General features: G+C 57.6%; 13 protein-coding genes. 5 read left to right on the top strand and 8 right to left on the bottom strand.

The window, feature by feature from the left end; genetic code table 11:
• Positions 1 to 178: 178 nt before the first annotated feature.
• Positions 179 to 1,417, bottom strand: a complete 1,239-nt coding sequence (locus HPC62_RS08210) for a hypothetical protein (RefSeq protein ID WP_172354736.1) — start codon at positions 1,415 to 1,417, stop codon at positions 179 to 181.
• A 610-nt stretch (positions 1,418 to 2,027) separates the two neighbouring features.
• Between HPC62_RS08210 and HPC62_RS08205 the strand changes: the two genes are divergently transcribed.
• Positions 2,028 to 2,351 carry a TatA/E family twin arginine-targeting protein translocase gene (locus tag HPC62_RS08205; RefSeq protein WP_172354734.1) on the top strand — a complete coding sequence of 108 codons (324 nt, stop codon included), beginning with the start codon at positions 2,028 to 2,030 and terminating at the stop codon, positions 2,349 to 2,351.
• Positions 2,352 to 2,354: 3 nt separating this feature from the next.
• Positions 2,355 to 2,984, top strand: coding sequence for an aminoacyl-tRNA hydrolase (gene pth, locus HPC62_RS08200; protein ID WP_172354731.1), 630 nt, complete (start codon positions 2,355 to 2,357; stop codon positions 2,982 to 2,984).
• A gap of 117 nt (positions 2,985 to 3,101) precedes the next feature.
• On the opposite strand, the gene HPC62_RS08195 is transcribed toward pth, so the two are convergent.
• A complete protein-coding gene (locus HPC62_RS08195) occupies positions 3,102 to 3,290 on the bottom strand; it encodes a hypothetical protein (RefSeq protein WP_172354729.1) in 189 nt (62 codons plus the stop codon).
• Positions 3,291 to 3,860: 570 nt separating this feature from the next.
• Here HPC62_RS08195 and def point away from each other — a divergent pair.
• From def to HPC62_RS08180, 3 genes are read left to right on the top strand one after another with little or no spacing between them, the layout of a single operon-like run.
• A complete protein-coding gene (gene def / locus HPC62_RS08190; RefSeq protein WP_172354727.1) occupies positions 3,861 to 4,436 on the top strand; it encodes a peptide deformylase in 576 nt (191 codons plus the stop codon).
• A 51-nt stretch (positions 4,437 to 4,487) separates the two neighbouring features.
• The gene (locus tag HPC62_RS08185; RefSeq protein WP_172358839.1) at positions 4,488 to 4,682 is read left to right on the top strand and encodes a hypothetical protein; all 195 of its coding nucleotides are present in this window, start codon (positions 4,488 to 4,490) and stop codon (positions 4,680 to 4,682) included.
• On the top strand, positions 4,679 to 6,064 hold the full coding sequence (locus HPC62_RS08180) for a PrsW family glutamic-type intramembrane protease (protein ID WP_172354725.1): 1,386 nt from the start codon (positions 4,679 to 4,681) through the stop codon (positions 6,062 to 6,064). Before HPC62_RS08185 ends, HPC62_RS08180 begins: the two co-directional genes overlap by 4 nt.
• Positions 6,065 to 6,175: 111 nt before the next feature.
• On the opposite strand, the gene HPC62_RS08175 is transcribed toward HPC62_RS08180, so the two are convergent.
• From HPC62_RS08175 to larE, 6 genes are all read right to left on the bottom strand, one after another.
• The gene (locus HPC62_RS08175; RefSeq protein ID WP_172354723.1) at positions 6,176 to 6,796 is read right to left on the bottom strand and encodes a hypothetical protein; all 621 of its coding nucleotides are present in this window, start codon (positions 6,794 to 6,796) and stop codon (positions 6,176 to 6,178) included.
• 251 nt (positions 6,797 to 7,047) lie between these two features.
• Positions 7,048 to 8,664 carry a CHAT domain-containing protein gene (locus tag HPC62_RS08170; RefSeq protein WP_172354721.1) on the bottom strand — a complete coding sequence of 539 codons (1,617 nt, stop codon included), beginning with the start codon at positions 8,662 to 8,664 and terminating at the stop codon, positions 7,048 to 7,050.
• A 363-nt stretch (positions 8,665 to 9,027) separates the two neighbouring features.
• Complete coding sequence (locus tag HPC62_RS08165; protein WP_172354719.1) at positions 9,028 to 11,622, bottom strand: protein phosphatase 2C domain-containing protein; 2,595 nt, start codon at positions 11,620 to 11,622, stop codon at positions 9,028 to 9,030.
• Positions 11,623 to 11,856: 234 nt separating this feature from the next.
• A complete protein-coding gene (gene ndhM / locus HPC62_RS08160; RefSeq protein WP_172354717.1) occupies positions 11,857 to 12,201 on the bottom strand; it encodes an NAD(P)H-quinone oxidoreductase subunit M in 345 nt (114 codons plus the stop codon).
• 343 nt (positions 12,202 to 12,544) lie between these two features.
• Positions 12,545 to 13,621: a magnesium-protoporphyrin IX monomethyl ester (oxidative) cyclase gene (acsF, locus tag HPC62_RS08155; protein WP_172354715.1), complete on the bottom strand. Its 1,077-nt coding sequence runs from the start codon at positions 13,619 to 13,621 to the stop codon at positions 12,545 to 12,547.
• Between the two features lie 164 nt (positions 13,622 to 13,785).
• Complete coding sequence (gene larE, locus HPC62_RS08150) at positions 13,786 to 14,604, bottom strand: ATP-dependent sacrificial sulfur transferase LarE (RefSeq protein WP_172354713.1); 819 nt, start codon at positions 14,602 to 14,604, stop codon at positions 13,786 to 13,788.
• Between the last annotated feature and the right edge of the window lie 22 nt (positions 14,605 to 14,626).

The raw sequence follows: 14,626 nt of genomic DNA, 5'->3' as shown, positions 1-14,626 counted from the left end.
AAACTAATGCAACACTAATGCAACGAAACTGATGCAACGAAACTGATGCAACGAAACTGATGCAACGAAATGGTGTGTAGCTGCCCGTTTGCTACACACCATTTCCGCTCAGTTTGATGGATATATTAAACAGCGCCGATGGTTTGGAAGACCTGCAAATCGCTGCCAGAACGGGCGCTTACGGATTCGAGAACGTGTTGAACTCGCCGTTGCGAGGCCGGGACGGAGCCGAAAACGGAGCCGCTTCAACTGTAGGGGGCTGAGCAGGCTGCGTGGGAGCCGTGTAGAAGTTGCGCCCGTCAAACTGGGGTTGCGGCAGCACTGAGGAGTTGCCGCCTGGGAAGCCTGCTGCGCCCGCCCCTGAAATCCCTGAGCCTGAAATGGAGGAATCAGGCACGGGCAAACCGGAGGGAAGGGGCGCAGGCGCACCGATCGGCTGACCCAGTGTGCTCGTCGGCAGGGGCTGAACCCCTAATGGCGGCAGGTAGCCCGTGCTGCCCGGTGGTGGCGAGGTGCGGGGCAGATAGGGGCCCGGTAGCGTGGGCGTAGAAAAGGCTGGGGTGAGGGAGGGTTGGCTCAGAGGTTGGGCGGGTTCTCCAGGAATAGGTTGCAGGACGGAACCGCTGGGAACGGTGCCAGGAATTCTGGGGGAAGTGCCAGATGAACCTGCTGGAGACGGCTCGACCGTAGAAGGTGGGCTGCTGGAGCCTGCCTGACGCTGGAGCGCTGATTCCAGTGGGCTAACGGGGAGAACTGGTTGAGATGGCGTAGAGCCGGGAATAGGGCTGCTCACTGTACCCACAGTACTCACTGTGCCAGCAGGGGCGATCGCCGGACTAGGCAATATAGAACTGGTTGTAATAGGACTGGTCGTTGGCGAAACGGTGATTGTGTTCAGGATTGGGTCTGGCTTGGCTGAACCCCTGGACGAGCGGCTGGCTGTGGGGGCAGGGTTCAGCAACAGGAGGTTTGTGAGGGCGATCGCCGACGATGCAGGCAGACTAGAGGAGGAACCTGCTTGGCTCGGCGACTTGAGCGCATCGGGCAGGTCGCTAGAAGAAACGAGCGGCTCCTCTAGCGCCAGAGGTGTTCCCGTTGGAAATCGACGCGCTCCCAGCACGGGCAGGTTGTCAATGTCGATTTGAGCGCGATCGCCCAGGGATCGACCTTGCCCCGTTGGGTTTGACTCAAAGAGACCCGGCGGCAGGGCACGATCTCCAGACGAGTCGGCACCGAATTCTAGGGGGCGATCGCCTAACCAATTGGACAGCAAAGCAGGACGCTGCCAATAGGCCCAGGCCAACGCCAACGCCAGCACAGGCACCACTGCCGACAGCCAGACTCTAGGGCGCAGGAGCAAGCGCACTCGGCTACGAGAATAGCGATGGGTTCGAGAAAACCGAATGGGCGAAGGCATAACCCAAAAGACAATAAAAACGGCAAAGGGAAATGGCTTAATTTAACGGAGCTTGAACGGGGACTGATGCGCCTACAAGTTGAAAGCTTAAGAATTCTGAAGATAAAAGTACGCCAGTAGTGCGCCAGTAGATTGTCTGATCGGTTTGACATTGCACCAGCTTGAAACGTTACGCCAGCTAAAGAACCGAGCAAGGCAAACCATAAAAAGACCCCTCGATTCTATCAGCGACCCCCAAAACCGCCATAAACTTAACCAGAGCTTTGTAGTTCCTTTATATAAGGCTTCCTGAAAATCATTTCCTTAAAAAATTTACGGGTTTTGCAAAGAGTCGGTGAATTGTGGTTCGCGCCTAATCATTCCAGAATGCCTGTGGGAAGAAGGCAGCACTTTCTGGAAGCGCTATTCTTAAAAGGCGTGAACATATATCCTTAGTATCTGTAGGAAGTATTTGTAGGATCTGTGGATACTGCGGCAGTCTCTAAAGTCAGACGAAAGTCAAATGTTTGAAGCCGTCTGATTGCTGCCAAGCAAAGGCGCAACGTGGCTATCTACAGGCTGTCTACAGGCTATCTAAGGCATCCAGCGCTGACCGACAGGAGAAACGGCTGTGAACATCTTTGGGATTGGTCTGCCAGAAATGGCGGTGATTATGATTCTGGCGCTGCTGATCTTTGGCCCGAAAAAACTGCCAGAGATTGGGCGCAGCTTGGGCAAGGCGATCAAGGGCTTCCAGGATGCGTCTCGCGAGTTTCAGGAAGAGTTTAAGAAGGAAGCAGAGCAAATCGAGAAAACCATCAGCCAACCGATGGAAGCCAAGCTAGAGCCGCCCGCGCAAAAGGTTCTCTCGGCAACTGAGAAGGCTGAGCCGACGGATGCTGAAGTGATCGCGCCCGTCGAAGAAGATGCCGCCAGCCCTTCCCAACCCAGCTAGACGATGGGCGAGTCTCGTGATGTGGCGATCGCCCCTACGCCTCAGCTCATTGTGGGTCTGGGCAATCCGGGCGCTAAGTATGACCGCACCCGGCACAATGTCGGATTTATGCTAGTGGACGAGCTAGCCCGCTCCTGGCAGATCAACCTGGCAGACCACAAAAAATTTCAGGGCATTTTTGGGGAAGGCACTGGCCCGCACCGTGACAAAATTCGACTGCTCAAGCCCCAGACCTACATGAACCTATCGGGTCAGTCGATTCGTGCGGTGGTGGATTGGTACAAGCTCTCGCCGGAGTCCGTGCTGGTGGTTTACGACGATATGGATTTGCCGCTGGGTCGGCTGCGGTTGCGGCTATCGGGTTCCCCAGGCGGACACAACGGCATGAAGTCCATCATTTCGCACCTGGGTACGCAAAATTTTCCGCGCCTCCGCATCGGTATCGGCAAGCCCAAAACCGTCGCCCCGGAAGACAAAGACACGGTTTCTCATGTGTTAGGGCAGTTTTCCAAGGCGGAAACAGAAATTTTGACCGAAGTGCTGCGGTTGTGCGAAGCGGCGATCGCCCTCAGCCTTCAGCAAAGCACCGAAAAAGCCATGAGCCTTTATAACAACCGGATAGCGGGCATCTAGCGGCGAGGGCAGCAGAGATCAGAGGATAGGACTACATGCCAGACGCTCATGCCAGACGCTCACGCGAAACACTCACGCAAGACGCGCTACGTCCCAAAACCTGACCTCTGCATTCCGCTATGAGTAGGCGCGATGGGCCAGCCATTCTTCAACGTCAGCTTGAGACTCTAGGGAACTTGCTTCGCCAGAAATCGGGTCATAGACATGCCACAGCATCTTTTGGGTGGTGCGATCGCAGTCTTGCCAGATGCGGGGTTGGAGCGATGCGAGGGATTCAGCGCTGGGCGCAGTCCATTTAATGTTCATGAAACAGCAGTCCTTCGGAAATCAAAAACGGATCACGAAACCAAGATGCAGCGTGGGTGAAGGGGCAGCATTGCGTCTGGACTGGCGCAGGTTGCCCGCGCGGTGGGCAAAGAACCCAACCAAAGCAAAAACTAACCCGTTGGCAAATAACCCTTAGGGAAGAGGCGATCGCCCCACAGGTGCTAGCCAACTAGTTTCACTGAGGAAAATAATACTGTGTTCTTAGATACAAAACAATGCGTTTGGGGAAAATCCCCCAGGGAGGTTCACCCAGTCGGATAGACGAGCGTGGGAACAACGAATGTCGTGATGACAAATAGGGATTGCGAACAGGGATTGCAAATGGCTTTACCAGATTTTGCCGAATCATGCTGAATCCTGCCGGATTATGCCGGACTATGCGGATGCGCGGTGGTTTGATTGGCCGATTCAGCTTGCATCTGTAAACAATGCTCATGAAACAATGCTCATGAAACAATGCTCGTTATCCGCGCCGTTCAACGACTCGCACGGGGGGTCTAATATAGAGAAAGATAAACTTATGTCGATGCTGCCTCGTCATTCTCTGCCATGCCTTCTCAAACCACCTCGTCTATTTTTGTCGAAAAGAAAAAGCTGTCGAAGCCGCCGCTGGAGCTACACTACCTGGGCGATCGCGTGCTGAGGCAGCCTGCCAAGCGCATTACCAAAGTGGACGACGAGGTGCGCCAACTGGCGCGGCAAATGCTGCAAACCATGTATAGCGAAGACGGCATTGGGCTGGCGGCTCCCCAGGTCGGGGTTCACAAGCAGCTCATCGTGATTGACATTCATCTGGATGAACCCAAGACCCCGCCGCTGGTGCTGATCAACCCCAGCATCACGCGCCAGAGCAGCAAAACCTGCGTGATTCAGGAGGGCTGTCTGAGCATTCCGGGCGTATTTCTGGACGTGACTCGCCCAGAAGAGGTTGAGGTGTCCTACAAAGACGAGATGGGCCGCCCGCAAAAGCTGGTGGCAAATGATCTGCTGGCGCGGGTCATTTTGCATGAAATGGATCACCTGAACGGCGTGATGTTTGTAGACCGTGTGGACAACGCCCTGGCGCTGAACCAAGAGCTAAGCAAGAATGGCTTTTCGGTGCAGGCTGTGAAGCCCGTTGCCTGAGTCCCGTCTCGATTGACTGCTGCTACCGTCCGCCCATCCCTCCGCCCTATGATGACTCCCAAAAGCGGCCTGTTTCTTGCAGGCTCCTGTATTGCGGCGATCGCCGCCATTGGTTCCATCTTCGAGCTGACCTCCAAAACCCCCCAACTGGGGACAGCGCCCACGGGCATTATTCTGGCGCTTAGCATTCCTCTAACGGTGCTGCTGTTTTTGGCGGCCGTCCGCGATGCCCGAGCAAACCAGTGACGGACTTTGTGCCCCAGGTCGCCTATCTGCGGCTATGTGCCCCGACGGACGCAGCTCAGGCAGATGTGGCATACCCCCTGCCGCTGACGCGAGAGGTGCGGCTGGGGCGCGATCCAGACTGCCAAATTGTGGTGGATTCGGCGGCCTACAGCGGGGTTTCCCGGTTTCATGCCTGTATCGAAGCCACGCCTGACCGAGTAGGCTGGCAACTCCGCGACCTGGAAAGCACGAACGGGACTTACCTGAATGGGCGACTCCTGCATCAGGCAGAGCGGTTGCGGGCGGGCGATCGCCTCTCCTTAGGCCAGCGCGGGCCGCAGTTTGTGTTTGAGCTGCGCCCGGTTCAGTCGGCAGATGATGCTTCGATCCCCGATGCCCGCCTGATTCCCACCGTGTCGAGCGACTTGCAGGCAGAGGCCGATGTGCCAGACCCGCCGGAAGATGCAGGGTTTGCTGATGAAGGCATCACCGTCAGTCAGTTGTTTCCCATTCTGTCCACGGGAACCGATCTGCTCCAGCGGGCTTACTTGGTGCCAGGAATCATCACCGTCAGCTTTGTGGTGCTGCTGTTTATTGCAGTAGGCAATCCGCCCGTGTTTAATGTCACACTGGCGACCTATCTGGCGATCGCCGCCTATTACGTGGTCTACCAGCTTTGCGGCAAGCCCAAACCCTTATGGTGGCTGTTGGGGGCGGCGCTGATGATGGTGGTGCTGCTGCTCAGCCCGGTGCTGAACCTGTTTATCTATGTGTTCCAAGACCTGTTGCCCGGAGACATTCCCGCCCGGTTTTCTGGCAATTTGCTGGTTTTGCTGGGGCAGATGTTCATCGGGGCAGGGCTGATGGAGGAACTGCTGAAGGCGATTCCGGTGCTGGTGGCCTGCGCGGTGGGTCTGGCGCTGCGATCGCCCTGGCGAGAGCGGTTGGGGGTCTGGGAACCGCTGGATGGTATCTTGCTGGGCACTGCTTCGGCCGTTGGCTTCACGCTGCTGGAAACGCTCGGACAATACGTGCCCAGCGTGATTCAGAACGTGAACATGCAGGGAGGCATCGGGCTGGGAGAAGTGTCGGGGCTGCAAATTTTGATTGCCCGCGTGCTGGGGTCAATCGCCGGACACATCGCCTATAGCGGTTATTTGGGCTATTTCATCGGCCTCAGCATGTTGAAGCCGGACCACCGCTGGCGGACTCTGGGAACGGGCTATCTGACGGCCTCTGTGCTGCACGCGCTATGGAACGTCTGCGGCATTTTGAACCTGTCGGCGCTGGCCATCGTCGGCAGCGTGTCCTATGCGTTTCTGATGGCAGCCATTCTTAAAGCCCGCAAACTCTCGCCCACGCGCCGTGAGAACTTTGCTACGCAACTGAGGCGGCGGGGGTAGGAGGGGTTGGCGTATTGGGGCGCTGGAGCGGGCTACCCTGTCGCTCTGCTACTCCGTCCTACCCGCCGCACTGGATGAATCGCGCCTTAGATGGCTCAAGCCTTGAATGGGTCAAACCTTGGATTGGTCGATAATATGGCGGGCGATCGCCAGACTGAGGCGGGCTTGCTCAATGCTGGAGAGGTCTTCCCAGGCTTCGGAGCGCACCGAGCGCAGCGCTCCCTCTAGCAGGTCGTTTTCGCCCTTGTCGCGCATGGCATAGGCAAAAGGACGCGCCAGCACGTACAGATCATCATCGCCCCACTCGGGCAGCACGTCGCGGACGCTGGCAACCAGTTGATCGGCCAGAGAGTTGGAAGAGGCGATCGCCATCTGCGCCTGCTGCACCAGCCGTTCCAGCAGTCCTTGCGGCATCCGGTCGGCAAACCGCTGAAACAGTCCGCTGAAAGAGGCGGTCGTCAGCACAGGTTGAGCCGCATTTTGAGCCGCATCCACCGTGGCCCACAGTTGGTCAAATTGCATGGAAAGGGACTGGGCATAGGAATCGAGCATGTCAGTCGGCCAACCCGCTGCCACTTCCTGCTCAAGCTGTTCAAAATAGCTAGATGCGGCAGGGTCTGCCGGATTCCAGGGGTAGGATGCATCCGCATCATCTAATACGACCTGGAGGAGTTCTAGCTCAGCCTGAGATCGAAAGGCAGAAAAGCAGGGACGGGTTGAATCGCTTGCCATGGTTCTTGCTCCTGAATGCGCCGGACAAGTGTTGTCTATGGTGACTTGTATTAAGTGGGTATCGAATGGGTTCGATAGGACTAGCTACAGACTCGGATGGGTCAGTTCCGTAATTGGCTGATAAGGAATTTGAAAATTTTGGCAGCGGGCTAAAGTGGAAATTTTGAAAGAGTATTATCCAGACAAATATAAACACAATAAACCCAGAAAGCCGTACCTGCTCTGGCCAAAGCGCAGCCAGGAGCCAAGCGTCACAGAGGCGGGGTGAGGTCATTGGGCACAAACTCTAGCTGAAATGTGCCAAATCGGAGGCGACTGTGGGGCTTGAGGGCGACCTCTTCCTGATGCACTTTTCGCCACTGGCCCTGTGGTTCCAGCAGAAACGTGCCAAAGCGAGAAAAGTCGCGCAGGACGTAAATCGGCTCTGCGCTAGCCGCCCCGACCGACCCGCGATAGAAAATCTCAGCGTGGCGACGAGAAACGCCGGGAGATTTAATCACCAGGTCATTGCCTTCCAAAAAGCCAACCCGCACCATGCCGCCGTAGATTGGCCAGGTTTGGTGGGGTGGCTCGACAGCGCGGAGGCAGGCAGAGGGAAACGGCACCTCGCCCCAGCTAGAGGGATTTTCGGGAATTTCCGTAACCCCTTCTGTCAGCGGTTTGACCAATTCGCCGTCAAATTCGGGATGCATGTAAAGGACGGGCAGGGTCCAGGCGATCTGGTTGAAGCGATAGAGCGTGAGCAAATGCTGGCGGGCGATCGCCACGGCCTCGTCGATGGGCGATCGCTCGGCCAGGGCCCGGGCAAATCGCTGGATAAAGCTGTGGGCTTCGTGTTCGGCAATGCGATCGCGCATCCCCAGCACCGCAGGTACGCCGTGATGAATCAGCACTTCGGCCAGGCTGCTGCGGGGAATGGGGCGATCGCCCTGCATTTCGGGCTGTGCGCCCCAGCAGGCGTTGAACACGGCCAGCTTGATGCGGCAGCGGGTTAGCACTTGCGCCAGCTCCGTCCCGTTCATCGTTGCATCGGGACGCAAGAAGAGCATTCCGCCATCTGGGCCAGGCATCCCGTGGCCAGAGTAAAACAGCACGTTGTACTGCTTGGTTTCTAGGTGAGACGTGAGTTCGGCGGCAGTCGGCTGCACCAGCGTTGTCACTTCGCAGGGCACAGGCGGCACAAAGCGATGAAACGCTTCTCCCTGAGTGACATCCTGAAGCAGCGCCGTCAGCGCGTCGGCCTCTTGCTGTAACTGGAGGCGAAAGTCGCTGGTGGAAAGGCTGCGGTCGGGTTCAGCGTCCTGTCCCTGCACTAGCAAGATCCGCAGCGAGTTTTCCTCGCGCAAGGCCGGCAGCGGATCGACTTCGTTGGTGGTGCGGCTAAACAAAAGCTGCTGGCTGAGGGCGATCGCCTGTCGTCCGGGCTGGGGCTGCATGATTTCCCAGGGCAGCGCCATTAGCTCAGGGTCACGAATCTCCAGCCGCAGCCGCAGCGATCGCCCCTGTCCCTGAGCAATGCCCTGGCTCTGGGCCAGGCTATTTTGGATGGAACCGTCAAACAACCACTGCCAGAGACTCACGCCCAAATGCTGCATCAGGCGACCCGCGTAGCCTGGTGTCGGGTCGTCGGGCTGGGGCGGCGGCAACACCACCGCCGGAATCCGGGGAACGGCGGGCAAATCTCGCAGACAAAACATGGACTGCCAGGCTTGCCAGATCTCGGTTAGCTCCGCTGGCCAGGCTCGGTCGTGATGCACGTAACCTGCCTGCGATGGAGCTTGTAGCACCCAAATCGCATAGTGGTCTGCGTCAGCAGCAGTAAGGCGGCGAATCGCAAGCCGCAGGCAGGGGTGATCAGACGAAAGCATGAAACCGAAAGTTTAAATGGCTAATTCAACAAAATCCATGACTGAAACCGAAATGCACCCAACGTTGTGTTGCAGAAGGCAAAGCTCTAAACGGGCGGTCAACGGGTTGAAGTTTGAATCCAAGCCCAACCTTCAAACAAACACACTGAATCAAACAAGAATCAAACAAACACACTGAATATAGTATTCCCAAACCTTTTCCAGGCTTCTGCGCCCTAAATCGTGCGATCGCCCATCCAGGCAATGCCATCCTACAAAGTCAATCGCGTAAGGCCGATCGTGACACTGCTGACGCTTATCCAGTGTATCGAGTAATTCACCGGGTTTTTCCTCTTTGTCCCCAGAAGACCAGATCTTTGGAGGTTAACCGACAGGAGGCGAGGCGGGTGGATCGCTGGGGGGCGTGGTAGGTTCAGCAGGCGGCACAACAGGCGGCGGACTAGGGGGTGGAGCAGGCAAATCGGGGGTTGGAGACGAAGAGACGCAAACGCCGCGCTGGGCATCGGTCGGCGTGGGGTTGGGCATCATCAGCGGACGGAGATCGCTCAGCGCCACCCAGCCTTCTTCTCCGGGAGGGGCGATCGCGCTTCGTTCAGGCAGTGGAGTATTGAACGTATCCGCTGCGGGTGGGGCTGGCAACTCGCGAATGGGCGATCCAATGGGCGATGCCGGGAGCGTCGGGTTGGCGCTCGAAGCGGAGCCATTGTCGGGCGCGATGGGCGGGGCGGCGGGGCTGGAAGTCGGCGAAGCCGCTGGTGTAGGGGCTACGGCTTGCTCCGTCGAACAGACCTTGAGTTTGATCCAGGCAGGAGCATCGGGAGGCCGGCGCTCTAGCACCATCAACACGCTACCAGGGGCGATCGCCAGACCTGCCGTTGCAGGGGATGCAGGGGAGGGGGATGCCGTGGGGCTGCCCTCGACTGTGGGGGGGGAAGGCAGCAGCACTAGCCCGGATATGTCACCGGGTGCGCCCTCGGCTGCTCGTCCGATCAGCAGAAACGCGCCGGGCTGAAGGGCGATCGCCGGGTCTTCTTCGGCAGGGGGGGATAGGGTGGGCGCAGGGGGAAACCCCGTCAAACTGGTCAGGCGATCGCGCATGAGCCAGTAGCCCAGCGCCCCCGCCCCCAGCAGCGCCAGGAGGGTCAGCAACAGCGGCAGGGGTCTTGGCTTGGCAGCAACGGGCGACACGACCTGCGTTTTGGGCAAAGCGGGCTCGCTGGGCTGCGGTGAGAGATTGGGGAGTGGTTTGGAGGCTTGCGCTGCTTGGGCGGAGGGAGAGCCGACGGGAGAAACGACAGCAGTGGAGGCGATCGCCGTCGGGGCTGGGGCGACTTCTACGCCAGGAAGTTGCGTCGGTGCAAGCTTAGTGGGCGACAGGCTGGGAAGCTGGACATGAACAATGCCAACGGTTACATTGTCATGACCATTTTGGGAATTCGCCAGATCTACGAGTCGCTGGGTGACGATTTCCAAATTGGCACGTCCGCCTAGCACCGGGAGCAGTTCCAAATCCCAATACTGTTCCACCCGATCATTGTCGCTCAGTCCGTCAGAACACAGCAAAAACAGACTGTCGTCATCCAGCACAAACCGCTGCACGTTGGCATGGAGCAAAGACGAACTGCCCATGCCTAGCGCCTGCACCAGAGAGCCAGAACTGGCATGTTGCAGCGCCTCTCGATAGAAGCTATAGCCCATGCGAACTTCGCGCGAGGCCACGTCGTCATCCTGCGTAATCTGGTGACAGTTCCACGGGGTAATCCAGTAGGCGCGACTGTCCCCCACATGGGCCAGGTATAGCTCGTGCTCGCGCACCAGCGCCATGACCAGCGTAGTGCCCATGCGCTGTCGATCCTGGCGATGCTCTTCGTCGTTGCGCTGGCTAATCAGGTCATTGGCAGCGCAGGCGGCGGCTTCTAGCTCCTGCATCAAAGCCAAGGGACTGAGGCGGCTGAGGTCGCTGGACTGGAGGTGTTGCTGCACAGCGGCGATCGCCAGATTGGAGGCGACATCTCCCCCCTGATGCCCGCCAATGCCGTCGCACACAATCAGCAGCGGGGTGACCGTCGGGGTCAAAGCAAGCGTCTGGGCCGTGCCGCTAGGGGGATAGCACGCATCTTCATTGCGCTGGCGGCTGGGGCCTTGGTCGGTGCGGGTGGCAAGCGACACCTGGCGGGACGACGCTTGCGCCACCGTCCACAGCGCTTCGTCTAGCCGTTCAATCACCTGTTCTGAAGCATGAAGTTGCCCCCGGATCATGTCCTGGCAGAGCGCATCGAGATGGGGCGACACTTTTGCATGGGCAGAGGGCAACCACTGCTGCCACAGGCTGCCCAGGTCTGCCAGCGTCGGTTCAATGCCCGATGCGTCCAGTTGAAGCTCCATCAGGCGCACCAGTGGCCCCTCCACGCGCAGCAGATCCGGCATCAGCAAAGAGGAGACGACTTGTTCGGTGGCGAAGGGTTGCCACAGGTGCGCGATTTGCCAGAGCCAGTTGAGCTGGCGCAGCGCAGAGGATCGGGGCCAGAGGTCTGTGAGCGAGGGGAAAAGCTGGGGGTCGCTGGCAGGAGGGTCTGCATCGGACGGCGTGTTGGGCAGGTAAAGGGGCGATCGCTCTAGCAAGGCCAGCTTTTCGGGGCCACCTGCCGATTCCAGCCGCACCCAGTCATACACCTGGGGCACATGCAGCGCGTAGGGCGACAGCCGCAGGTAGGGCAGCAGGTCATCGGGAATCTGCTCCGTGGAAATTCCTGGCAGCAGCCCCGGCTTGGTATCTAGCAGCACTCGCCCGCCCTTGACCAGGTAGCGATTGGCCACTAGCTCATCTGTTCGACAGGACTCTGCCCCCGGGCCAATGGCCCAGAGGTATCGCTTAGTCAGCGGCGTTCTACACTTCTGGCAAAACTTGCTGCGCTCTGAATTGGGAGCCTGACAGGAATAGTTAGAGCAGTAGAGCATTCGCGGAGTGTGCGACCAGCAGCCAGTGAAAAACAGGATTCGGCTTTACTAGGATAACGTAGACCCCAGCCGAACACATCATTTCGCCGCATAACGCCCGTCCTGATGCCTTACCACGAATGCCGCTGCAATTTCAGGGCGATTACTACTAACCAATTGCCAGCAGAACTCAAGCTGAACCCGCCAAATTGAGTGGGAACTATCAGAAATTCCCAGACAGTGCCTAGACCTTGCCTAGACGTTGATATCGGCAGAAACTCTGGGCAGCCCAAGGCTATAGTTCCGCACGCGGCTTTGCAGGTTATAGGAGACTTTGCCGTCGTAGAGGAGCGATCGCACGAAATGCTCCAGGTCTGAACCAATCCGCCGCACGTTGTAATCCGTTAGATCTGCCCCGTTATACTGCGCGGTCAGTTCTTCAAATTTCTTATAAACCGCTTGCAGGGCTTCGTCGTTCCAGTTCAGCTCATTGTCTGGGTCAACGTCCAGCGTCAGCTTGTCAGCGCTGGGAACTAGCTCGTTGCCCTGAACCTCTGCTGAGAAAATCCGAATGTGCCGCGTGGTGGACTTGATTAACATAGTGCGATCGCCGCCCCAAAAAGTTCGCTACTCAAAGGTCTCTCAGATATTGTACAGGTCGCAGTCCAGGTCACATCCAGCGCAACGGGGGCTTCTGGAAGAATCTCTGTTTTGAATTTTGGATAGACCCGATAGCCAGTCTTCAATTCCCCAGATCTCGGACATTGGCTCTCGGATATTAAATCTCGGACATTCGCCAAAAAGCGGCCCTGCTATTGCAGAACCGCTTTCTAGGGGGCCGTGCAATGCGACACAGCCTGAAACTCTAAGCTAACTCATAGGCTAGCTCTAAGCTAAAGCAAAGCGCAAAATCATCAGTCCAGAAGTTCAGAGGCTCAAGACTCTAGCGAACCGTGCCTTCTAGATGAGCCGTGTCAATCGGCTTCATTAGATAAAGCTGGAGCATCTTCACGCCAATCGACAGAATGTGAGGCAGGCGCTTCAGGGTCTTTAGCGGCTTCGGCTCGTTCGATGCGGGCGCGTTGACAATCTTCAGGTAGCTGGCGGCGGCTTCATCCATCAGCCGGAAGAAGTCAGGATGATCCACATTCAGCACCAGCGGAAACACGCGCCCCGCCGTGGCGTTCGTCTCGCGAATCACGTCGATGTCGTAGTCCCGCGCATTGATGCCCAGCGCCTTGTAAAAGTCAGACCGCTGCAAGTCGTTGAGATACATCGTCGCAAACACCGAAAGCAGGAAGAACCGACACCACAGCCGCGCCTTCCAGTCATTCAAAATGCTGGGCTGCGCCTTCATGATTGCGTCGAAGAAGTCGCCGTGGCGATTCTCGTCTTGGCACCAGTTTTCAAAGAAGCTGAAGATCGGGTAGATGCGATTTTCGGGGTGGGCTTGCAAATGGCGGAAGATCTTGATGTACCGCCAGTAGCCAATTTTCTCTGATAGGTAGGTGGCGTAGAAAATGAACTTGGGCTTGAAGAAGGTGTAGCTGCGGCTCTTGGTCAAAAAGCCCAGGTCAAGCGACATATTAAAGTCTGACAGGGCCTTGTTCAAAAAGCCTGCGTGTCGTGCCTCATCCCGCGACATTAGCGTAAAGCACTCTGCCAGCACCGGGTTCTTGTCCTTCAGGCGACGACCCAACTCCTTGTAAAGCAGGAAGCCAGAGAACTCTGCTGTGCAGGAGCGCTCCAGAAACTCGATAAACAGTTGGCGGCTCTCGCCGTCGATGTGATCCCAGGACTGATTAAATTCTTCACTCCGTACGAAGTGATGACGGTTGTAGTCTGTGCGGAACTCTTCCAGGATTGCCCTCAGTTCATCCTCGTTCACGGAGATGTCCATCTTGGCCATCTCGTCGAAGTCGGTGGTATAGAAACGGGGGGTGAGAATGGTCTCTTTTGCCGGGACTTTCACGCCCGGACGCATTTCTTCAAAGCCAGGTTTCTTGAGGGAATCTACCATTGCCAGGTCTTATCAGATTGGATAACTCGGAGCTTTAATAATGACGATACGCAAACCGCGCAACGCATTGGGCCGCGTGTCTTTCAGTCTATCAGGACGACGTAACGGAAATGCGGGGGGCGTGTTAAGAGTTGCAACAGAAGATGTTGGAGTGTGGGGAGCGATTATCCCAATGCCCCAACTCCCAAGACCTGATTTAGTTTTCCGCTGCGGAAGCCTTCCAGATCCAGCGTCACGTAGACAAAACCGTAGCGCTGGAACTCTGCAACCAGAGTGGGCAGGTCGAGCGTTGCGACGCAGGTCTTGATGTCTTCAGCGGGCAGTTCGATGCGGGCGGTGTCACCTTCGGAGCGAACTCGCAGGGTTTTCAGCCCCAGGCTTCGCAGGTATCGTTCGGCGCGGCCGACTCGCTGGAGCTTGGTGATGGTGATTTCTTCGCCGTAGGGAAAGCGGGAACTGAGGCAGGGCTGGGCGGGCTTGTCCCACCAGGGCAGTCCCAGCATTCGGGAGAGTTCTCGGACTTCTAGCTTGGTGATGCCGACTTCGGCCAGGGGCGATCGCGCTCCCCGTTCTTTTGCCGCCTGAATGCCCGGTCGATAGTCCTGCAAGTCGTCGGCATTTACGCCATCGACGACATAGGGATAGCCGCGTTCTAGGGCGAGGGGCTTCAGCGTGTCGTGCAGTTCGCTCTTGCAAAAGTAGCAGCGGTTGACTGGGTTGGCGGTGTAGTTGGGGTTGTCCATTTCGTGGGTTTGCACCACTTCATGGGCGATGCCGATTTCCGCTGCCTGCACCCGTGCGTCTTCCAGATCTTCGGGCAAGAGCGAGGGCGACTCGGCGGTGACGGCCAACGCGCGATCGCCCAACACGTCCCACGCCACCTTGGCCACCAGCGTACTGTCGATGCCGCCTGAGTAGGCAATCAGCGCCCGATCCATTTCTGCAAAGAGCGATCGCAACTGTTCCAGCTTTTCTGCCAGCATGAATCTCGCGTTATCCTCCCAA

The sequence above is a fragment of the Thermoleptolyngbya sichuanensis A183 genome (assembly GCF_013177315.1).
GTDB classification, from domain to species: Bacteria; Cyanobacteriota; Cyanobacteriia; order Elainellales; family Elainellaceae; genus Thermoleptolyngbya; species Thermoleptolyngbya sichuanensis.
This window is presented reverse-complemented; position numbering and strand designations above follow the sequence as displayed.